The organism is Croceivirga sp. ABH4_376 (assembly GCF_056160685.1).
The window spans coordinates 103652-123622 of sequence record NZ_JBSWXQ010000003.1; the positions used below are offsets into that span (position 1 = coordinate 103652).

At 37.6% G+C, this 19971-nt stretch carries 19 protein-coding genes; 11 read left to right on the top strand and 8 right to left on the bottom strand.

Going from position 1 to position 19971, the window contains the following annotated elements:
• Positions 1–52: 52 nt before the first annotated feature.
• Together ACXAGS_RS08960 and ACXAGS_RS08965 are read right to left on the bottom strand one after the other, a co-directional pair.
• Positions 53–2548 carry a DUF5686 family protein gene (locus ACXAGS_RS08960; protein WP_474906220.1) on the bottom strand — a complete coding sequence of 832 codons (2496 nt, stop codon included), beginning with the start codon at positions 2546–2548 and terminating at the stop codon, positions 53–55.
• A 145-nt stretch (positions 2549–2693) separates the two neighbouring features.
• Entirely contained in the window at positions 2694–3674 is a 981-nt protein-coding gene (locus tag ACXAGS_RS08965) for a pyruvate dehydrogenase complex E1 component subunit beta (protein ID WP_474906221.1), read from the bottom strand.
• Between the two features lie 161 nt (positions 3675–3835).
• Between ACXAGS_RS08965 and ACXAGS_RS08970 the strand changes: the two genes are divergently transcribed.
• From ACXAGS_RS08970 to ACXAGS_RS08990, 5 genes are all read left to right on the top strand, one after another.
• Entirely contained in the window at positions 3836–4582 is a 747-nt protein-coding gene (locus tag ACXAGS_RS08970) for an electron transfer flavoprotein subunit beta/FixA family protein (protein ID WP_474906222.1), read from the top strand.
• A 27-nt stretch (positions 4583–4609) separates the two neighbouring features.
• Positions 4610–5578 carry an electron transfer flavoprotein subunit alpha/FixB family protein gene (locus ACXAGS_RS08975; protein WP_474906223.1) on the top strand — a complete coding sequence of 323 codons (969 nt, stop codon included), beginning with the start codon at positions 4610–4612 and terminating at the stop codon, positions 5576–5578.
• Between the two features lie 91 nt (positions 5579–5669).
• Positions 5670–6299, top strand: coding sequence for a bifunctional nuclease family protein (locus tag ACXAGS_RS08980; RefSeq protein ID WP_010518312.1), 630 nt, complete (start codon positions 5670–5672; stop codon positions 6297–6299).
• A 10-nt stretch (positions 6300–6309) separates the two neighbouring features.
• Positions 6310–7830 (top strand): NupC/NupG family nucleoside CNT transporter, encoded by a 1521-nt coding sequence (locus ACXAGS_RS08985; protein ID WP_474906224.1) that lies wholly within the window; start codon positions 6310–6312, stop codon positions 7828–7830.
• 353 nt (positions 7831–8183) lie between these two features.
• Complete coding sequence (locus ACXAGS_RS08990) at positions 8184–9008, top strand: thymidylate synthase (RefSeq protein ID WP_474906225.1); 825 nt, start codon at positions 8184–8186, stop codon at positions 9006–9008.
• Between the two features lie 80 nt (positions 9009–9088).
• Here ACXAGS_RS08990 and ACXAGS_RS08995 read toward each other — a convergent pair whose 3' ends face one another.
• On the bottom strand, positions 9089–10501 hold the full coding sequence (locus ACXAGS_RS08995; protein WP_474906226.1) for a hypothetical protein: 1413 nt from the start codon (positions 10499–10501) through the stop codon (positions 9089–9091).
• 221 nt (positions 10502–10722) lie between these two features.
• Between ACXAGS_RS08995 and ACXAGS_RS09000 the strand changes: the two genes are divergently transcribed.
• The 4 genes from ACXAGS_RS09000 to egtD are packed head-to-tail and all read left to right on the top strand — an operon-like array spanning position 10723 to position 15107.
• A complete protein-coding gene (locus ACXAGS_RS09000) occupies positions 10723–11427 on the top strand; it encodes a response regulator transcription factor (RefSeq protein WP_474906227.1) in 705 nt (234 codons plus the stop codon).
• Entirely contained in the window at positions 11424–12923 is a 1500-nt protein-coding gene (locus ACXAGS_RS09005) for a sensor histidine kinase (RefSeq protein ID WP_474906228.1), read from the top strand. Before ACXAGS_RS09000 ends, ACXAGS_RS09005 begins: the two co-directional genes overlap by 4 nt.
• Positions 12924–12966: 43 nt before the next feature.
• The gene (egtB, locus tag ACXAGS_RS09010; protein WP_474906229.1) at positions 12967–14127 is read left to right on the top strand and encodes an ergothioneine biosynthesis protein EgtB; all 1161 of its coding nucleotides are present in this window, start codon (positions 12967–12969) and stop codon (positions 14125–14127) included.
• An 8-nt stretch (positions 14128–14135) separates the two neighbouring features.
• Positions 14136–15107: an L-histidine N(alpha)-methyltransferase gene (gene egtD, locus ACXAGS_RS09015; protein ID WP_474906230.1), complete on the top strand. Its 972-nt coding sequence runs from the start codon at positions 14136–14138 to the stop codon at positions 15105–15107.
• Between the two features lie 33 nt (positions 15108–15140).
• On the opposite strand, the gene ACXAGS_RS09020 is transcribed toward egtD, so the two are convergent.
• On the bottom strand, positions 15141–15437 hold the full coding sequence (locus ACXAGS_RS09020; protein ID WP_474906231.1) for an isoamylase early set domain-containing protein: 297 nt from the start codon (positions 15435–15437) through the stop codon (positions 15141–15143).
• Positions 15438–15590: 153 nt separating this feature from the next.
• Complete coding sequence (locus ACXAGS_RS09025; protein ID WP_474906232.1) at positions 15591–16685, bottom strand: aminotransferase class V-fold PLP-dependent enzyme; 1095 nt, start codon at positions 16683–16685, stop codon at positions 15591–15593.
• Positions 16686–16731: 46 nt separating this feature from the next.
• Here ACXAGS_RS09025 and ACXAGS_RS09030 point away from each other — a divergent pair, with 46 nt between their 5' ends.
• Positions 16732–17118 carry a 2TM domain-containing protein gene (locus ACXAGS_RS09030; RefSeq protein ID WP_080318198.1) on the top strand — a complete coding sequence of 129 codons (387 nt, stop codon included), beginning with the start codon at positions 16732–16734 and terminating at the stop codon, positions 17116–17118.
• Positions 17115–17606: a dihydrofolate reductase gene (locus tag ACXAGS_RS09035; protein ID WP_474906233.1), complete on the top strand. Its 492-nt coding sequence runs from the start codon at positions 17115–17117 to the stop codon at positions 17604–17606. Before ACXAGS_RS09030 ends, ACXAGS_RS09035 begins: the two co-directional genes overlap by 4 nt.
• Here ACXAGS_RS09035 and murI read toward each other — a convergent pair whose 3' ends face one another.
• The 3 genes from murI to ACXAGS_RS09050 all read right to left on the bottom strand — a co-directional run bounded on the left by murI (position 17607) and on the right by ACXAGS_RS09050 (position 19871).
• Entirely contained in the window at positions 17607–18386 is a 780-nt protein-coding gene (murI, locus tag ACXAGS_RS09040; RefSeq protein ID WP_474906234.1) for a glutamate racemase, read from the bottom strand. It lies immediately after the preceding gene.
• Positions 18387–18464: 78 nt separating this feature from the next.
• The gene (locus ACXAGS_RS09045) at positions 18465–18974 is read right to left on the bottom strand and encodes an OmpH/Skp family outer membrane protein (RefSeq protein WP_010518326.1); all 510 of its coding nucleotides are present in this window, start codon (positions 18972–18974) and stop codon (positions 18465–18467) included.
• 45 nt (positions 18975–19019) lie between these two features.
• The gene (locus tag ACXAGS_RS09050) at positions 19020–19871 is read right to left on the bottom strand and encodes an OmpH/Skp family outer membrane protein (protein WP_474906235.1); all 852 of its coding nucleotides are present in this window, start codon (positions 19869–19871) and stop codon (positions 19020–19022) included.
• Between the last annotated feature and the right edge of the window lie 100 nt (positions 19872–19971).

The following is a 19971-nucleotide window of genomic DNA, read 5'->3' on the forward strand; positions in this document are numbered from 1 at the left end:
CAAAAGTAACGTAAACAATGGATTTCTATGTTAATTGTAGTTCAATTATTGTCTAAAAATTAAAACCAAACGTTCCTGTAACGCCAAATGGACGCGCATTTGGAGCCTCGAGATAATTTCCTCTAAAATTAAAATCGATTCGCAAGATTTTAAAAATGTTACCCACACCAAAAGAATACTCATAATACGGTTTGTTTTCTGGCGCCAATAACGGAATATTCGTTGGGGAGCTTAATCTAACATTTGCTTCGGAAATACTGCCCCAAGCTGCTCTTACCCCAACTATCTCCCTAAGGTTTAAATTACGCAACCATGGAACCCTTGAGAACAACCGACCATTAAAATTATGTTCTAAATGTACGGTAGCATATGTATCTGTAACAAACTCATAGAAATCTAAGTTTGGAAAGGTATTATACAAAGAGAAAATGGTTTGGTTACCAGGAACCACACTAAGTAGCCCTAAAGGCACCTCACCAAAGGTTTTTCCAAGCTCAACGGTACTCAACAATCGCCCAAAACCTCCCAATTGCCAGGGTTGGGTATAAGAGAATTGTAAGCGCTCATAATCAAAATCGCTTTCTAGAAAACCTTTAGAGCCTTTGGTATAATTTAAAACCAACGTACTTATATCATCATCTACGTCATAACGTTCTACCCCGTAACCAATAACCCGCCTGCCAGGCGTATAGATTAACGTGGTGTTGATATCAAATTGTTTAATTTCAGATGAGATCCCAGTGGGTGAACTGTCGTCTAGATAATCCAAACTAAAGTTATTGGGCAATGCAGAACTCAGCGTTCTAAAAGACGCTCCCACACTAAACCTTAAGTTCTTTACCGGCTCTGCCTCTAAATTTAAAACTGAAAGGTTAATGTTGGTTAGCCTATCATTATTTCCTACGGAGACCAATGAGGAAGATGCAATACTCCTACCTAGAACATCTGTTGTACTGGTTAAACTTAAACCCAATTGTTCTATATCCCTTCTATTTCCTCCTGAAAGAATAATTCTATTTTTACGATCTAACAATACTTTACCAGAGATTCCGTATTTAAACTTTTTATCGTCAAACCCGTAGGCAGTGTATGCTTCTAATCGCCAAGGATCATTTTGACCAAAATAGGTACGTGCACCACCCCTAACCCTGATGCCCTCTGCATCGTTTATACCAAAAGTGCTGTATAAATCCCCTATATCTACATTCCACTTATCAATTTCAATGTAACCAGAGCCCAACACACTGGCTATGTTATAATAGGTTTTAAACTTAGGTACCGTTTTAAGGGTATCTAACAATTTAAAAATGCCTTCTTCATCATCATTTAATTGCTCTAAACGGGCATTTGTCCAAAAAAGGCTATCGCGTTCAAAAACCCTTGGGTCATAAGGGTCTGCTTTTGCCTTATAGAAATCTACTGGCCTTTCTAAATTAAAACTATAATTATCGTATACCGTGGTGCGTTTACCATAAACGCCCTTGGACTCCTCTTTTTTACTAAAAGCAAAGTCGGTTAACATATAATCCCTCTTCAAAAGAAACACCGAATCACTGACCACGTCAAAGTCTTGCTCTATATAAATATCCTTTACCCAATTTATATTGGCACTTTTGGTTACGGCTAGATTAATTTTTTTCACGGCAAAACTGGTATCCGCCACCCAAAAATCTCCCTTAAAGGTTAATTCATTCTTACGTCTTGGGTAGTAGATTATATTATAACACCATTTATTATCTATATAACTGCTATCTGCCAATACATAATTGTAGGTATCCACGCCAGTTTTAGACAGTGGGCTGGTAAAGCTCTTATCATAAAACTTAAGGTAATTATTGTAAATATCGTAGTCTGAATAAAGGTCTTCTATAAAAGCGGTTATAGCTTGGTTACCCGCAAAACCAGAACTTTTATTACCCAAAACATCTTCTTTTTCTGCTTGAATTTGATTATTACCGTAAACCTTGGAAAAAACCTCGTTTAAGAACATGGGTAGGTAGGTCTTTCCTGTAATTCTAGAGGTATCTAAATCCTCGAACATAAACTCTAATCCTTTAAACGCCTTACTCTTGATCAAAGCAGAGTCTATGGTGTTCAAATCAAACTCTATCTTTTCATATTTATCGTATTGATAGCTTTTGTACTTATAGACCCCGTTTTGCCTTTTTTTAGCCCAAATTTTCTTGAGTATTTCTATTGCGGGGTTATTTTTTTTAGATTGTTTACCCGTGTACACCACAACCTCGTCTAATTGCTCCGCAGATTCTTGTAAAACAATTACCATCTCATAGGTTACCCGTTTTTCCAAGGCTATTTCTTTGGTCTCGTAACCTATATAAGAAACTAAAATTGCATTATAAGTGTTATCTGATTCTAAATAAAACCGCCCATCATCATTGGTAATAGTACCTTCAGACGCCGCTTTAAATAAGATATTTGCAAAGGGTACCCCTACCCCGTCTTGATCCACCACAATACCACTGATTTTCGTTTGCGCCAGACCAGAAACGGTAAATAATAAGAAAAGATATAAAAGGAATTTCTGCATGTAGTACACATTTCTTGGGGTTGCAACACCCAAATCCACAATAGGTCAACTAGTTTTTAATCGCAAGGTTCAAAAACCATTCCTTAAAAAAGAAAAGCCCCATCAATCTAAATTGAAGGGGCTAATATACCGTACTTAAACGGTTTTAGTCTTTATATAACACTTTATTAACAGCCTTAATAACGTCATCTTTGTTTGGCAACCATTCTGCCAACAAAACTGGTGAATAAGGCGCAGGTGTATCTGCAGTATTCAATTTTACTATAGGTGCATCTAAGTAATCAAATGCTTTATCTTGTACATGATAAATAATCTCCGTAGCTACATTTCCAAAAGGCCATGCTTCTTCTAAGATTACCATTCTATTGGTTTTCTTAACGGATTTAATAATAGCATCTATATCCATTGGGCGCACCGTTCTAAGATCTATGATCTCACAAGATATACCATCTTTCTCTAATTCATCTGCCGCCTTGTAGGCTTCCTTGATAATTTTACCAAAAGAAATAATGGTAACATCTGTACCCTCTCTCTTAATATCTGCAACACCTAAAGGGATAGTAAATTCACCTTCTGGCACCTCTCCTTTATCACCATACATCTGTTCAGACTCCATAAAAATTACGGGATCATCATCTCTTATAGCAGCTTTTAATAAGCCTTTTGCATCTGCAGGGTTAGAAGGCACCACTACTTTAAGACCTGGACAGTTGGCGTACCAACTTTCAAAAGCCTGGGAATGCGTTGCCGCTAACTGACCAGCCGAAGCTGTTGGCCCCCTAAAAACAATAGGACAATTAAACTGCCCTCCGGACATTTGCCTAATTTTGGCTGCGTTGTTAATAATTTGATCTATACCTACCAAAGAGAAATTGAAGGTCATAAACTCAATTATAGGTCTGTTACCGTTCATTGCAGAACCGACACCGATACCCGCAAAACCAAGTTCGGAAATTGGCGTATCCAAAACACGTTCTGGACCAAATTCATCCAACATTCCTTTAGAAGCTTTGTAAGCACCATTGTACTCTGCCACCTCTTCTCCCATTAAATAAATGGTGTCGTCACGTCTCATTTCTTCGGACATGGCTTCCGCGATAGCTTCCCTAAATTGTAGTGTCTTCATATATAAATGGAGTGGTTTATTAAAAATGCAAGCAAAAATAGCAAATTAAACAGGAACCCTTAAGTCAAAAAAAGTAAAAAAACATAAAAATTTATTATGCATGCATAATAAATTTAGGAAAATTAGCTATCTTTACGAGCGTAATAAATTAACCTAATACTATGAAAATATTAGTTTGTATAAGTAATGTTCCTGATACTACATCTAAAATAAACTTTACGGACGGCGATACAAAGTTTGACACAAATGGTGTTCAATTTGTGATTAACCCAAATGACGAGTTTGGATTAACCCGTGCCATGTGGTTTAAAGAAAAACAGGGTGCTACCGTACATATTGCAACCGTAGGTGATGCCAGCGTAGAACCTACAATGAGAAAAGCTTTGGCCATAGGTGCCGATGAAGGTATTAGAATAAATGCCACACCTACAGATGGTTACTTTGTTGCCACACAGTTGGCAGACGTAATTAAAAAGGGCGAATATGACTTAGTCATAGCTGGCAGGGAGTCCATTGATTATAACGGTGGTATGGTTCCTGGTATTTTGGCTGCAATGCTAGGCATGAACTTCGTTAACACATGTATTAATCTAGAAGTGGACGGTTCTACCGCAACTGCCGTAAGGGAAATAGATGGCGGAAAAGAGAAAGTAAGTACTACTTTACCTTTAATTATTGGAGGTCAAAAAGGTTTAGTTGAGGAAAGCGATTTAAAAATACCTAACATGCGTGGTATTATGATGGCCCGTAAAAAAGCCCTTAATGTGGTTCCTGCTACTGATAGCAACCCACTCACCAAGGATCAAACCTTTGAAAAACCAGCTGCAAAAGGCCCTGTTAAATTAGTAGATGCTAGCAATGTTGCAGAGTTGGTTTCTTTACTTCACAACGAAGCCAAAGTAATTTAATCCATTTCATCAATTTAAAAAGTACACATGTCAGTTTTAGTATATACAGAATCAGATAAAGGAAAATTAAAAAAGAATGCTTTTGAAGTAGCTTCTTACGCCTATGATGTAGCCTCTAAAATGGGAACAACGGTTACAGCCGTTTGTTTTAACGTAGAAGATGCAACAGAATTGGGTACTTACGGCGTTAGCAAAGTATTAAATATTAGCAACGATCAATTAAGCACTTTTAACGCCAATGCCTATGCTAGTGCAATACAACAAGCGTTAGGAGCAGAAGCTGCAAAGGTGGTAATTATCAGTTCTAGTGCAGATGCTAAGTTTTTAGGCGGGTTGTTATCTGGAAAGCTAAATGCAGGTTATGCTCCAAACGTGGTTAGCGCACCAGATAGTGCCAGCCCATTTGTAGTAAAACGTACCGCCTTTAGTAACAAGGGCTTTGCCCACACCGAAATAACAACAGAAATTAAAATTGTTGGGGTATCTAATAATGCCTTTGGTGTTATAGAAAACCAAACTACCGCAGCCGTGGAATCTTTTTCACCAACTATTAGTGATGCAGATTTAGGCGTAAAATCAGTTGAAGTAGATAAAGTGGTTGGTAAGGCTACTATTGCAGATGCAGATGTTGTTGTTTCTGGAGGAAGAGGACTTAAAGGTCCAGAAAATTGGGGAATGGTAGAAGAACTTGCCGAAGTTCTTGGAGCTGCAACAGCATGTTCAAAACCGGTATCTGATTTGGGCTGGAGACCCCATAGCGAGCACGTAGGACAAACCGGCAAACCAGTTGCCAGCAATCTTTACATAGCTATTGGTATTTCTGGTGCCATACAGCATTTAGCGGGTGTAAGTGCCTCAAAAACTAAAGTTGTTATCAACAATGACCCAGAAGCGCCATTCTTTAAAGCTGCCGATTATGGTATTGTAGGCGATGCTTTTGAAGTGGTACCGGAACTCATAGAAAAATTAAAAGAATTTAAAGCTCAAAACGCTTAAATTTTGTTAATTTGCCTTTTGGAAGCGGCTGTTCAGATTCGGTTTAGGCCATATTTTTGAACAGCCACTTTTATTTTAGGCAAAAGTTTATATGAGTTTAGTACGATTAAAGATTAAGGGGATATCTTATAGCCAAACCCAAAATGGCGCCTATGCCCTAATTTTAAATGAAGTAGACGGAGACCGAAAACTCCCCATTGTAATAGGTGCTTTTGAAGCACAATCTATTGCTATTGCCCTGGAAAAGGAAATAAAGCCACCCAGACCATTAACACATGATTTGTTTAAAAACTTTTGTGATCGCTTTAGCATCCAGGTAAAGCAGGTTATTATCCACAAATTGGTAGATGGGGTTTTCTATTCAAGCATAATTAGCGAAAAGGAAGGACAAGAAGAAATTATAGACGCAAGAACCAGTGATGCCATTGCATTGGCACTTCGGTTTAATGCCCCTATTTTCACCTATAAGACCATTTTAGACAAGGCTGGTATCTTTCTGAAATTTTCCGCACAAGAAAAGGAAGAGGAAGATAGCGATGAAAGCATTTTGGTTGATGAAATACTTCAAGAAGGAGAAACCGTAGAAATTGATTCTAACCCAACAGGTGCTTACAGAGAAATGTCTCTAGAAGAACTGCACAAAGAACTGGATAAGGCCGTAGCTAAAGAAGATTACGAAAAAGCGGCTAAACTGCGAGACGAAATATCCAAAAGAAAATAACCTTTACTTTATGAAACCAACCAAGATTTGGTGTCTGTTTTTATTGGGCCTATGTGCCTTACCGCTAGCAGCACAGGAACCCATGGTTATAGACAGTTTGGCTAATAATCTACCTAATGTTGGTCTTAACAGCACCTCGGCAGATTTGGTTCCTAATCAAGGTTTTACCGTTAAAACATTGTTTAGAGGCATCTTAGGCATGGCAGCCTTAGTACTAATTGCCTTTTTGTTCAGTGCCAACAGAAGAGCAATAAATTGGAAAACAACAGCCATTGGGCTTGGCATACAACTATTAATTGCCATAGGAGTATTAAAAGTTTCATTTGTTCAGGTAATTTTTGAAACCATAGGTTCCGTATTTGTAAGTATACTTGATTTTACACGGGCAGGTAGTCAATTTTTATTTGAAGGACTTGTAGTGGATATGGATACATTTGGCTACATTTTTGCTTTTCAGGTATTGCCTACAATCATATTTTTTTCTGCGCTAACTTCAGTACTTTTTTATCTAGGTATTATACAAAAAGTAGTTAAAGGCTTAGCCTGGCTACTAACAAAATCCTTAGGTATTTCTGGTGCGGAAAGCCTATCTATAGCCGGTAATATTTTTCTAGGGCAAACCGAAGCCCCCTTACTTATAAAAGCCTATTTGGAAAAAATGAATAGGTCTGAGATTTTATTGGTTATGGTGGGCGGAATGGCCACTGTAGCTGGTGCTGTTTTGGCCGCGTATATTGGATTTTTAGGTGGAGACGACCCGGATTTGCGCCTCATCTTCGCAAAACATTTACTAGCAGCTTCTGTTATGGCAGCACCCGGTGCAATTGTAATTTCTAAAATTCTTTACCCACAAACTGAAACGATTAATACCGATGTTCAGGTTTCTCAAGACCGCATTGGAGCCAATTTTTTAGATGCCATTGCCAATGGCACAACAGAAGGGTTAAAACTTGCCGTAAATGTTGGGGCAATGCTATTGGTATTTGTAGCTTTTATAGCGATGATAAATGGCATTCTAGGAGGCGTTGGAGAATATACTACTTTGAACACATGGATATCTGTAAACACTCCGATAAATGGCATGCTAGGTGGGGCAGGAGAATATACTACTTTGAACACATGGATATCTGCAAACACTCCTTATGATTCATTTTCTTTGGAAGCTATTCTAGGAACCGTTTTTGCACCTTTAATGTGGCTTATTGGTGTTAACAATGAAGATGTTATGCTAATGGGGCAATTATTGGGCATAAAATTGGCAGCCAGTGAGTTTATAGGATACATTCAATTGGCCGAGCTAAAAAATGTGGCCAATAGCGCACATTTTACCTATAACAAATCGGTAATTATGGCTACCTACATGCTTTGCGGTTTTGCCAATTTTGCTTCTATCGGCATACAAATTGGTGGTATTGGTTCTTTAGCACCGGGACAACGTAAAACTTTATCTGAATTTGGTATGAAAGCCGTTCTGGGTGGCTCCTTAGCTTCCCTACTTTCTGCCACTATTGCGGGAATGATTTTAGGTTAATCGTAAATTCCAGGTTTTTTTAATAAAATTTTCAAGTAAGGTTAACGAGGTTGTTTTAACCTCTATGTTATTTATCTTGGAATAGCCTTGCGATCACTGAAAAATCTTTTTTTAAGCACAAGGTGTAGGTAATAATCAATTCTCATCCATCCTAAAAAAAAGACCAAATACTTAAAAAATAGGTATTTACTTATTATCCAATTCTATACTACCTTCCTAGATTTTAACCAGTCCATTTCCGGTTAATAAAAAGTGTATAATCCTCAAAAACAAAAATGGATTCAGGTTGAATAATCTGCTACTTTTGATTTCAGTTTTAGTCTCACTTAAAAAGAGACAGAAGAGCGCTTTTTATGAAACAATACCACGACTTATTAAAACACGTCCTTGCAGAGGGCAATCAAAAAGGAGATAGAACGGGCACCGGAACTTTAAGTGTTTTTGGTTACCAAATGCGATTTGATTTACAAGAGGGTTTCCCCATGGTGACCACAAAAAAATTGCATCTAAAATCAATTATACATGAGCTACTTTGGTTTTTAAAGGGTGACACTAACATTGCTTACCTACAAGAAAACGGCGTACGTATTTGGAATGAATGGGCAGATGAGAATGGCAATCTTGGACCTGTTTATGGGCACCAATGGCGCAATTGGAATAGTGAAGAAATTGACCAAATAAAAGAGGTAATTGACACCTTAAAAAACAACCCAAATAGTCGTAGAATGTTGGTTTCTGCTTGGAACCCAAGTGTTATGCCAGATACTTCTGTATCATTTTCAGAAAATGTAGCCAATGGCAAAGCGGCTTTACCTCCTTGCCACGCCTTTTTTCAATTTTATGTAGCCAACGGCAAGTTAAGTTGTCAATTATACCAACGTAGCGCAGACATCTTTCTTGGGGTACCTTTTAACATTGCATCCTATGCCTTGTTTACCATGATGATGGCTCAAGTTTGTGGCTATGAAGCTGGGGAATTTATCCACACCTTTGGAGATGCTCATATTTATAATAATCATATGGAACAGGTAGAACTGCAACTAAGCAGAGAACCTAGACCATTGCCTATAATGGAATTAAATTCGGATATAAAAGACATTTTCGACTTTACATTTGAAGATTTCACCCTAAAAAATTACGACCCACACCCACATATTAAGGGTGCCGTAGCCGTATAAACACAAAAAGCCCAAACCTTTCGGTTTGGGCTTTTTAAATAAACAAAACACTTAGAAAAGACCATTCTTTTCCATAGCAATTAGTTTCGTGTTACCGTAATACTATTAGATAGCCCGTACAAACCTTCTAAATCATCTACATTATTCCCCATTGCCAGACCTGTTAGGCCATCCTCATAACGCATATACCAGATTAAACATACTCCTGTACCCGCGCCATCAAAATCTACACCTTCTACCGCAGCCAATGTTGGTGGCAAGCCTAAGATGTTACCTTGGTCGTCTGTAATTACCCAAGTACTATTACTACCTGTAGCAGCACTACTATCCAAACTAATACCACTCACCATATCTGGATTACCATCTACCTGAAAAGTAAAAGGACCACCAGAAATTACCCCAGCATTTGGATTTCTATAAACACTTACACTATTAGACAACGCGAAGAAACCATCCAAATCGGCTGCATTTGCTCCAGCTTCTAATCCCACAATACCATCTTCATAGGTAATGTGCCATATTAAGCAAAGGCCTATGCCTGCGCCATCAAAATCCACCCCTTCTACGGCTTCTAATGTTGGTGGCAAACCCAAAATATTAAGGTCTGCATCTGTAATTACATAACCTTGATTGCTACCTGTTAGCTCAGTTTCGTCCAAAGTAATACCACTTACCATATCTGCACTACCATCCACTGAAAACATAAAAGGTCCGCCAGAAAGTGTACCTGCATTTAAGGCATTTCTATTTACGGTTACAAAATTAGACACAGCAAATTGCCCTGTAAGATTATCTAGGTTACCGCCTTGTTCCAATCCGCCCAACTCGGCCGAATACGTTAAGTGATAAATGTAACAAGAACCAACGCCAGCTCCATCAAAATCTACCCCCATTATAGCTTCTAAGGTTGGTGGTAAACCCAAGATATTCTTAGCATCATCTGTGATAACATACGTTTGGTTATCTCCCGTTACATTAGCCGCATCCAATGCAATTTCAGATACCATATCTGGCATGCCATCTACCACAAACTCATACGGTCCGCCAGATAACATTCCGGCGTTTAGACCGCCACGATTCACAACAATAAAGTTGGATAAATCAAATTCTCCTTCTAGATTGTCCAAATTCTGTTCGGTTTCTAAACCCATTAAACCCGTTTGGTAGGTAATGTGGTAAATATAGCATACGCCTTCTCCTGCCCCGTCAAAATCCACACTTTCCAAGGCTTCAAAAGTTGGCGGTAAGCCCAAAATGTTTTTGGCATCGTCCGTGATTACAAAAGATTGTACATCACCTTGCCCTGTAAAATTGTCTAGCGTTATTCCGCTTACCATATCTGGCACACCGTCTACGGTAAAGTTAAAAGGTCCGCCTGCCAGTGTGCCGGCTTCTAAATTTTCTGGAGTTGTAGTGCTGTCGTCATCATCTGAACAAGAAACTACGACTAAGGCCAATACTGCTACCAGCCATAATGATTTAAAGTGGTTCATTGTTATATTTTTTAAGTTTTGACAAAGGAACCCACCGCAGGTTGCAAACTCTTCACAGAAACCTAAACATTTATTACATCTTGATTTTCAATACTTTAATCGATATTTTATTGCCGTATTGTTAGCCTTTTAAGAAAAGGGCGACTATTTTATCACAAACCATCACAATACCTTGCGTACTTGTGAACTTTTCGTGAAACATTATGTCTTATTTAGCCCATATGAAGCAGGTATTGATTATTGAGGACGACCCAGAAATTATCCATTTATTGGAACTCCATTTAAAAGACTTAGACTGCCAAGTGGAAACCGCCACAAGAGGAACGGAAGGCTTAGAAAAAGCTTTAAACTTACAACCAGACCTCATTGTTCTAGATGTAATGTTACCAGAAGTAGACGGCATAGAAATTTGCAGAAGACTACGTGCCGCACAACTACATAGCCCCATTTTAATGCTTACGGCAAAATCTGAAGAAATAGACAAAGTACTAGGATTAGAAATGGGTGCGGACGATTATTTGACCAAACCCTTTAGTGTACGGGAATTTTTGGCACGGGTAAAAGCCATATTTAGACGTGGCAATATGAGCGCTCCAGTAGAATCTACCCCCAAGGATACTAAAAAAATGACCTTTGGCGAATTGGCCGTAGACCTAGAATACAGAAAGGTTACCTTAAACAATCAAAAAATAGATTTAAGCCCAAAGGAGTTTGACTTACTGGTATTGCTCTCTAGCAATCCCGGTAAAAGTTATGACCGCACCAAACTGCTTAACCTTATTTGGGGTTATGATTTTCAGGGTTACGAGCATACCGTAAACTCACACATAAACAGATTACGTTCCAAAATAGAACCAGACATGGGCAACCCAAGATATATTTTAACCTCTTGGGGCGTAGGCTATAAATTTAACGAAGAAGTATGAAAGAAAACCTCTATTCTAACCGACTTATTACCAAACTGATTTTTTCTTTCTTAGCGGTACTACTCTTAGCCGGTATTGGTTTTACGATGGCCACATTTTATTTTTCCAACCACTATTTATCCGAGACCACCCAACGATTGCACGCAAATTTGGCGCAAGATTTAATTGATGAAAAATTTGTTTCTGAAAGCCCCATAGATAGCTTGGGAAATGTAAACAAAGCACTATTTGGTGAAATTATGCACGATATGATGGGGATTAATCGTGCTATAGAAGTTTATCTTTTAGATATGGAAGGAAAAGTACAGTATTCTGTTGTTCTAGACCATAGCGACCCAAAAAAACAAGAAAAGCAAGTAGCCTTAGCTCCCATTGAAACTTTTATTGCGCAAAATGGAAATGGCTATATTTTAGGAGACAACCCTAGAAACCCAGGAGAAGAACAAATATTTTCTGCAGCCAAATTTTCTAAAGGCGGTAAGGAAGGCTATATCTATATCATTTTAGCTGGACAAGATTATAGTAACACCAAGGAGCTTTTGTTTGGGGGTTATGCACAGAAAATGGGCTTGGGCATCTCTATCCTTACCTTATTTTTTGCTGGTCTTTTAGGCATTCTATCTATCTGGTATTTAACCAAAAACTTACGGGAAATTAGTTATGCCGCCAAGCGTTTTCAACAAGGTGATTTGGAGTACCGAATTGCTGACCAAAACAAAACCGATTTAACGGGGCTTGCCAATACCTATAACGAGATGGCAGATACCATATTGAAAGATATGGACCATATTAAATCTTTAGAAAATATGCGCAGGGAACTTATTGCTAACATTAGTCACGACCTGCGTACGCCTCTATCCGTGATACAAGGTTATATAGAAACGCTTAAAATGAAAGAAGGGCAATTATCCGAAAGTGATAAAGAACGCTATATGGATATTATAAGTTCTAGTGGTGAACGCTTATCCAAGATGATAGCCCAATTGTTTGAGTACTCTAAATTAGAAGCAAAGCAAATAACACCAAAAAAAGAACCTTTTTTATTGAGTGAATTGGCGCATGACATTTGCAACAACTATGAGGTACTGGCACAGAAAAAGAATATTCAATTTTCACTAGACATTCCAGAAAATGTGCCTTTGGTATTTGCAGATATTTCTTTGGTAGAACGCGCTATCCAAAACTTAATAGATAATGCCTTAAAATTTACGCCAGAGAACGGCACGGTTACCCTTCAATTAATAAACAATAATAAAGAAGTTGCTATTTTAATAAAAGATGATGGCCCAGGAATTACGGAAGAAAATCAGGCTTTAATTTTTGAACGCTACAGACAAACCAAACAAAGTCATGAAAAAGAGGGGGCTGGCCTTGGTTTAGCCATTGTTAGAAAAATTGTAGAACTGCATAATGCCAGCATCAAGGTATTAAGCAAACCCAATGAAGGAACTGTTTTTAGCTTTTCTTTACCAATTTATAACATTTCTAATGCGTAGCAGCCCCTTATTTAATGCGTATATTTAGAAAAAATCGCTATACATGCCTTCATCGCATCCTATGTTGGAATTTTTCTTAACTACAAGAAAACAGTCCGAACTACTTTGTGCACCTCTTTCTACAGAAGATTATGTTGTACAACCCATAGCAGATGTGAGTCCTCCAAAATGGCACTTGGGCCATACTACTTGGTTTTTTGAAGAGTTTATACTTAAACCACACGTTAAAAACTATAAAACCTATCATGAGGAGTTTTCTTTTGTTTTTAACAGCTATTATGAAACTGTTGGCAAACGCGTAGTGCGTGCAGACCGTGGCAATTTAAGTAGACCCACTGTTGCCCAAATTTATAGTTATAGAGAACAAGTTAACCAAGCTATTGCATCGCTATTTGATGCGCCCGTTTCCAAAGAGGTATTAGGACTATTAGAAATTGGGATACATCATGAAAAACAACACCAAGAACTATTACTTACGGACATTAAATATATTCTTGGTCACAATCCATTGTTGCCTAATTATGACGATGGAATTGTTGAATATCCTACTGATATAAAACAAACGGAATGGATTTCCATCGATGAAGGTGTTTATGAAATAGGTCATCAGGGCGATGCCTTTTGTTATGATAATGAATTAGGTAGACATAAAGTTTACTTACATAATTTTAGTATTAGAAGCACCTTAGTCACTAATAGCGAATTCTTAGAATTTATAAACGATGGCGGTTATAAGCGTTTTGATTTATGGCATGCAGAAGGATGGGATTGGGTAACCAAAAACAACATTAAAGCGCCAAATTATTGGCATTTAGTTGCAGAAGAGTGGCAGTATTATACCTTACAAGGCTTACGTGCTATTCAACCTGATGCTCCTGTAGCACATATTTCGTTTTACGAAGCTTTTGCTTTTGCGCAATGGAAGGGTTTACGGCTGCCCACGGAATTTGAATGGGAAATTGCCAATGAACAGTTACAATGGGGTAGCCGTTGGGAATGGACAGAAAGTGCTTACCTACCCTATCCAAATTATAAAAAAGCAGATGGTGCTTTAGGCGAGTACAACGGAAAATTTATGGTGAGCCAAAAAGTACTACGCGGTGGTTCTATAGCCACACCAATACAACACACACGCCACACCTATAGAAACTTTTTTCACCCCCAATTAAGGTGGCAATACACTGGCCTTAGACTGGTAAAATAAAACACTAAATGGAAAGAACAACAACACCTAAAACAAACACAGTTTTTGCCAAGGAGGTAAAAGAAGGGCTTAGCAACAATCCTAAATATTTATCCTCTAAATACTTTTATGATGAAATTGGAGACAAGCTTTTTCAGCAAATTATGGCATTGCCCGAATATTATTTGACACGAGCGGAGTACGATATTTTTAAGCAACATAAAACACAAATAACTGCTAGTTTCTCTTCCCCTCAAGTACCGTTTAATTTATACGAGCTTGGTGCCGGTGATGGCACTAAAACCAAATTGCTTTTAAAGGAACTTCTAGATCAAAAATATCAATTTGAATACCGCCCCATAGACATTAGCGCAAACGCTTTAGCACAGTTGAGTACATCATTGGCCAATGAATTACCTAGCGTACCTGTGCAACCCATACAAGGCACCTATTTTGATAGTTTAAAAGAAATGGGGCAAACCCAAGAAAAGAAAAAAGTAATCTTATTTTTAGGTTCTAACATTGGCAACTTAAACCATAAACTTGCGGTAGAATTCTTAATGAATATTGCACATATTCTTAATAAAGATGATTTGTTTTTTATGGGGATGGACCAAAAGAAACACCCCAGGGCAATCTTAAACGCGTATAGCGACCCATCTGGTATTACCGCCGCTTTTAATAAAAACGTTTTAACCCGAATTAATACTGAATTGGGAGGCAATTTTAATTTGGAAAAATTTATTCATTGGGAAAGTTACAACCCAGAAACGGGTACTGCCAAAAGTTATTTGGTGAGCAAAATAGCGCAAGAAGTTACCATAGACGCTTTAGAGCAAAGCTTTAGGTTTGATGCTTGGGAAACCATACATACCGAAATTTCTCAAAAGTATGATGATGCTATGGTATCCCAAATGGCAGAAGATGCCGGTTTACGTATAGTTAACCAATTTACAGATGCAAATAGTACGTTTAAAAACTACTTATTTACTATCGCATAAAAAAAGCCCCGCTTTACAACGGGGCTTTTATATTTAAAGTTCTATCACGGCGTTTTCTGCGCCAGCATAATCATTCCATTGGTAACGGTCTGCAGACTCATCATTTACGTAGCTTTCGTCTACAATATAACGAAACTCATAGGTATTTTCCTTAGGTAATTCAAATGTTCCCTTAAAGGTTCCATTCTTAAGTTTTTTAAGCGCACTTCCTTTTGGATTCCAATTATTAAAATCGCCTACTACAACTACATTTTCTGCTTCTTTTGCAGGCACCGTAAAGGTTACCTTACAAATTGGCTTGCTTTTTAGGTACTGTTTTTTGATTGCCATGACAACTAATTTTCATTAAAAATTCAGCTACAAAGCAACTCATAAAAGTATTAATTGTCAACAGGTTAGCATCGATTTATCATTTTAATAAATTCCCCTTAATCTAACGAAGACTTTCTATAAAAAAGTAAGATTTTTTTGTCATAAATAGAATTAAACCACTTTCTTTAACAAGTTTACAATTTCTACAATATCTTCTAAAGTATTGAAAAAGTGAAAACTAAATCGAATTCTACCCCCACGCATGGAACAAACTATACCATTTGCCAATAGTTCTTTAAATAAAGCTTCATCTCCAGAAATACTAAATATGGTGCTATGTTCGGTTCTATTTAACACCTGACGCTCCAACAGACCTAGGGTATTAAACTGATCAAAGGCATAGCTAGAAAGCGCTTTGTTTTGTTTAGCTATGTTATCCTTTCCTAAGCTATCTAACCAACTGGTAGAAAAACCTAAAGTTCCAAAAGCAAGTGAATCTAAATGACCTGGCTCAAAATACTTATTAAAAGACACTTCGCTTTTCTTGTTAAAATCCCCTTCTACAGAGCCAAAACCAAAATTGGTTGCTTTCAACCATTTTTCCGCTTCATTAGAAAAAATTATAAATCCGTTACCATAGCCACCCAACATCCATTTGTAACCACTAGCCAGAAGCACATCAATTTTACTGGCTTCAAAATCCAAAGGATAAGCTCCGCAGTATTGCGTACCATCTACCAACAATAAAACCTCTGGATACAGCTCCTTTAATTCAGCAAAAAATGATGGCTTTAGCATAAAACCATTTAACCATTGCACCAGACTAACAGCAACAACAGTAATACCTTCTTCCTTTATTGCTGTTTTTATACCTTCTTCAAGGTTAGTAGCTAATTCAATATAATGCAGTTGATGATTGGTTTGTTCAAACGGCCAAAGTAAACTTGGATAATCTTCTTTGATAAGTAGAATTTTTTGCCTCTCTTTTAATCCAGGAACAACCATACCCATACCGTAACTAAAACTAGGAATTAGCGCAACTTGGTGTGGCTTGCAATTAAAAAATTCTGCCAATTGCATTCTAGTATTTCCAATAACCTTTCTACCAGAAACAAAATCGTCACTAGCCTTTAAGAACAAATCCAAATCGCGTTCCTGTCTCCATTCTAACAACTCTTCATAAAATGGCCCAGCTGCCGCACAATTAACATATACCTTGTTCCTTAGCACGGGAAACTCCTTTCTTATTTGCTTTATATCTAGCATTATTGCGGTGTATTTCAGTTATATTTGTTTATAAAGATAACCAAAGATGTTTTCTAAAAAGAAGCCAAAAAACGATATAGAACTGGAACAGCACGAACTCTTGGAACACGCCCAAAAAAGAGTTAGGCAAAAGAAAAACCTATTTACACATTTTGTTATTTTTTTAATTGGAAGCGTCTTTCTGGTACTGATCAATAAAATTTTAAAATACGGAGAAAACTACAACTGGTTTATTTGGGCCATAACCGTTTGGGCCTTTTTATTTGTGATACATTTAGTAAATGTTTTTGTAACCCAAAAATTCATGGGTACGGAGTGGGAAAGAAAGCAGCGCGAGAAGTTAGTGGCCAAGCAAAAAAAACGTATTGCTGAAATTCAAAAGGAAATTGAAACCGATTTCCCCTTATCTCAAATCAATAAAAAAAAAGAATGAACCAATTAATTCTAATTGCCGCAGCAGCTGAGAATAATGCCTTAGGAAAAGATAACGATTTGCCTTGGCACCTACCGGATGATTTTAAGCGGTTTAAAGCCTTGACTACAGGCCACAAAATAATCATGGGTAGAAAAACCCTAGAAAGCTTTCCTAGTCCTTTACCCAATAGAGAACACATAGCCATAACAAGGGATAAAAACTATAAGCCTAAATTTCCTTGCACAGTAGTACATTCCATAGAAGAGGCATTAAGCCTTATTGCTCCTTCTGAAGATGCTTTTATCATTGGCGGAGGCGAAATTTACGCGCTTGCCATGCCTTTTGCCACCAAAATTGAATTAACCCGGGTACATGCAGATGTAGAAGCTGACGCCTTTTTTCCAGAACTGGATGAAGATACTTGGCAATTGGAGCAAGAAACGTTTCATGATAAGGATGAAAGGCATGAATATGCATTCACCTATCGAACCTACACCAGAAAATAATTAAAAGTCCAAATACGACACCTTAGCCTTTGTATGCGACACAAACTCTTTTAAGAGAACCGCATCCTTATTACTGTAAAGAAAATGGTCTACTGTAGCTGTTTTGGACTCCAGAAGGTTATTTTGTTCCAAAACTGCCCTAGTTTGTTTTGCAACCGCTAAACCTGAATCCAAAATGGTTACCTCTGGAGGCAATAGCTCTTTAAGAATAGGAATTAAATAAGGATAATGCGTACAACCTAAAACCAAACAATCCATTCCTTTTGCAAGCATTGGATTTATGTAAATGGCAAGTAAATTCCTCATTTCTTTAGATTGCAGTTTACCTTCTTCTATTAACTCTACAAGTCCAGTACCTACCTGCTCTATAACCCTAATCCCAGAAGCATGCATTTTTGTGGTATTGTAAAATAAACTACTGGATAGGGTGCCCTTTGTAGCCAATACTCCAACCACACCAGTCCGGGTTTTAAGAGCGGCTGGTTTAATAGCAGGCTCTATACCAATAAATGGCACTTTATACGTGGCCCGTAAAGTAGATATAGCATTTGTGGTAGCTGTATTACAAGCAACTACAATCAATTTAGCACCTTTAGTTAATAGAAATTCGGTGTTTTTAATACTAAGTGAAAGAATCTGCTCTTTGGTTTTTTCTCCATAAGGTGCATTGGCACTATCTGCCAAAAACAAGGTAGACTCATAAGGCAACAGCGCTACAATTTCTTTCCAGATAGATGTACCGCCAATACCCGAATCAAATATACCAATAGGTTGTTTCATGCACTAAAAATAAAAAACCATTGGTATTTGGTAATTTCCAAACGCCAATGGTTTCTATTAATTTTTAACTAACTTCTATTAGAAGCCCAATTCTTGCTTTACAGAAGGCAATAAATCTTTTCCTTTTGCTACGATTAAACCACCGCCCTGAGAGGCATCGATTACGTAATCGAATCCTTGTGCCGCGGCTACTTTTTCAATAGCTTTTTTGGCCTTTTCGGAAATTGGAGCAAATAATTCTGCTTGCTTTTGTTGCATTTCTTGCATTGCCGCAGCTTCTGCTTCCTGAATATTCTTTTCAAAACCTTGTAACTCTACCGCTCTCTTGTCATTCTCTTCTTTAGATTTAGAAGCCGCTTCGTTAGAGTATTGCGTATACTTATTTCTAAGTTCTGTCATAGAACCTTCTAATTGTGCCTTGTATGTTTCTTGAAGCTTTTTTAGCTCTGATTGTGCAGCCTTCATTTCTGGCATTTCTGACAAAAGTTTGTTTACGTCAATATGGGCAACTTTACTTTGTGCATTTACAAAACCTGTTGTCGCTACCATCAACACCAACGCCACAACAATCTTTTTTACATTTTTCATAATTTTAAATAGCTTTAATTTGAGTATAAATTCTAGTGTTCAGTTTTAATTACTAGTTGAATCCTTTTCTTTTTTCTTTTCTTCTTCTAATTTTTTTCTTTCCTCTTCCTTAGCCTTTCTTTTGGCTTCTCTTTCTTCTAACAATTTCTTTCTACGCTCTTCGTAGGCCTTTTTACGCTCCTCCCTTAGCTTTAGTTGATCTGCACGCTTTTGTTCAGCGGCTTTTGCATTACTTTCTTTTAAGGCCTGGGCTTTTTCTTGCCTTTCCCTAAGGGCATCACTTATTTCCTCATCTTCTACAGCTTGCTCTTCTTGAAACTTGCGTAGCCTATTCTTATCGTTCTGTGCTTTGTTACTGGCACTTACTTTTCTAGTCCTTGCTATTTCCCTAAGGACCATATCACTGATATCGTGCCTTTTTTCGGAATACAACATTACAACATCTGCAGATTTATCAAAAATAAAATCATATCTTTTATTCTGACCTATTTTTTGTACCTCTGTGAACACCTGGTCTTGTATAGGCTGAATTAATAATCGCTTCTGCAAAATCAAATCGCCTTGAGGTCCAAAACGGTCTTGTTGATAAGCCAATGCTTCGGTTTGTAAGATTTGAATTTCCTCTTCTCTTTCCGCAATTAACTCATCCGTGAGCAACACCTTCTCCGCAGCTAAATCTTTTTTCATTTGATCTACCTCTGCCAATTTCAGTTCAATCTCTTGCTTCCACTTATCTGCTTTGGCATTTAATTGTTCTGTTGCTTCTCGGTACTCTTCTACATTTTCTAAAATGTATTCCATATCTACATAACCAATTCTTACCCCCACTACACGTTGTGCCGTAGCGGTCATGGCCATGATTAGGCACCCTAATACTAAGAACGTTTTTGTCTTCATTTGTTGAATCCGAATTTTACATAGAAAATATCGTGCCAAAAATACTATTTAGTTTAAAATGAGCATGTTAAACAACTTGGTTTTAGACAATAATTTCTAA

Excerpts from the sequence above, each read along its gene's own strand:
- ACXAGS_RS09050 (WP_474906235.1), bottom strand. The coding sequence starts at position 19,871 with ATGAAGACAAAAACGTTCTTAGTATTAGGGTGCCTAATCATGGCCATG.
- ACXAGS_RS09030 (WP_080318198.1), top strand. The coding sequence starts at position 16,732 with ATGTTTTCTAAAAAGAAGCCAAAAAACGATATAGAACTGGAACAGCAC.
- ACXAGS_RS09020 (WP_474906231.1), bottom strand. The coding sequence starts at position 15,437 with ATGGCAATCAAAAAACAGTACCTAAAAAGCAAGCCAATTTGTAAGGTA.
- ACXAGS_RS08985 (WP_474906224.1), top strand. The coding sequence starts at position 6,310 with ATGAAACCAACCAAGATTTGGTGTCTGTTTTTATTGGGCCTATGTGCC.
- ACXAGS_RS09000 (WP_474906227.1), top strand. The coding sequence starts at position 10,723 with ATGAAGCAGGTATTGATTATTGAGGACGACCCAGAAATTATCCATTTA.
- murI (WP_474906234.1), bottom strand. The coding sequence starts at position 18,386 with ATGAAACAACCTATTGGTATATTTGATTCGGGTATTGGCGGTACATCT.
- egtB (WP_474906229.1), top strand. The coding sequence starts at position 12,967 with ATGCCTTCATCGCATCCTATGTTGGAATTTTTCTTAACTACAAGAAAA.
- ACXAGS_RS08960 (WP_474906220.1), bottom strand. The coding sequence starts at position 2,548 with ATGCAGAAATTCCTTTTATATCTTTTCTTATTATTTACCGTTTCTGGT.
- ACXAGS_RS08970 (WP_474906222.1), top strand. The coding sequence starts at position 3,836 with ATGAAAATATTAGTTTGTATAAGTAATGTTCCTGATACTACATCTAAA.
- ACXAGS_RS08990 (WP_474906225.1), top strand. The coding sequence starts at position 8,184 with ATGAAACAATACCACGACTTATTAAAACACGTCCTTGCAGAGGGCAAT.
- ACXAGS_RS08980 (WP_010518312.1), top strand. The coding sequence starts at position 5,670 with ATGAGTTTAGTACGATTAAAGATTAAGGGGATATCTTATAGCCAAACC.
- ACXAGS_RS08965 (WP_474906221.1), bottom strand. The coding sequence starts at position 3,674 with ATGAAGACACTACAATTTAGGGAAGCTATCGCGGAAGCCATGTCCGAA.
- egtD (WP_474906230.1), top strand. The coding sequence starts at position 14,136 with ATGGAAAGAACAACAACACCTAAAACAAACACAGTTTTTGCCAAGGAG.
- ACXAGS_RS08975 (WP_474906223.1), top strand. The coding sequence starts at position 4,610 with ATGTCAGTTTTAGTATATACAGAATCAGATAAAGGAAAATTAAAAAAG.
- ACXAGS_RS09035 (WP_474906233.1), top strand. The coding sequence starts at position 17,115 with ATGAACCAATTAATTCTAATTGCCGCAGCAGCTGAGAATAATGCCTTA.
- ACXAGS_RS09005 (WP_474906228.1), top strand. The coding sequence starts at position 11,424 with ATGAAAGAAAACCTCTATTCTAACCGACTTATTACCAAACTGATTTTT.
- ACXAGS_RS09045 (WP_010518326.1), bottom strand. The coding sequence starts at position 18,974 with ATGAAAAATGTAAAAAAGATTGTTGTGGCGTTGGTGTTGATGGTAGCG.
- ACXAGS_RS08995 (WP_474906226.1), bottom strand. The coding sequence starts at position 10,501 with ATGAACCACTTTAAATCATTATGGCTGGTAGCAGTATTGGCCTTAGTC.
- ACXAGS_RS09025 (WP_474906232.1), bottom strand. The coding sequence starts at position 16,685 with ATGCTAGATATAAAGCAAATAAGAAAGGAGTTTCCCGTGCTAAGGAAC.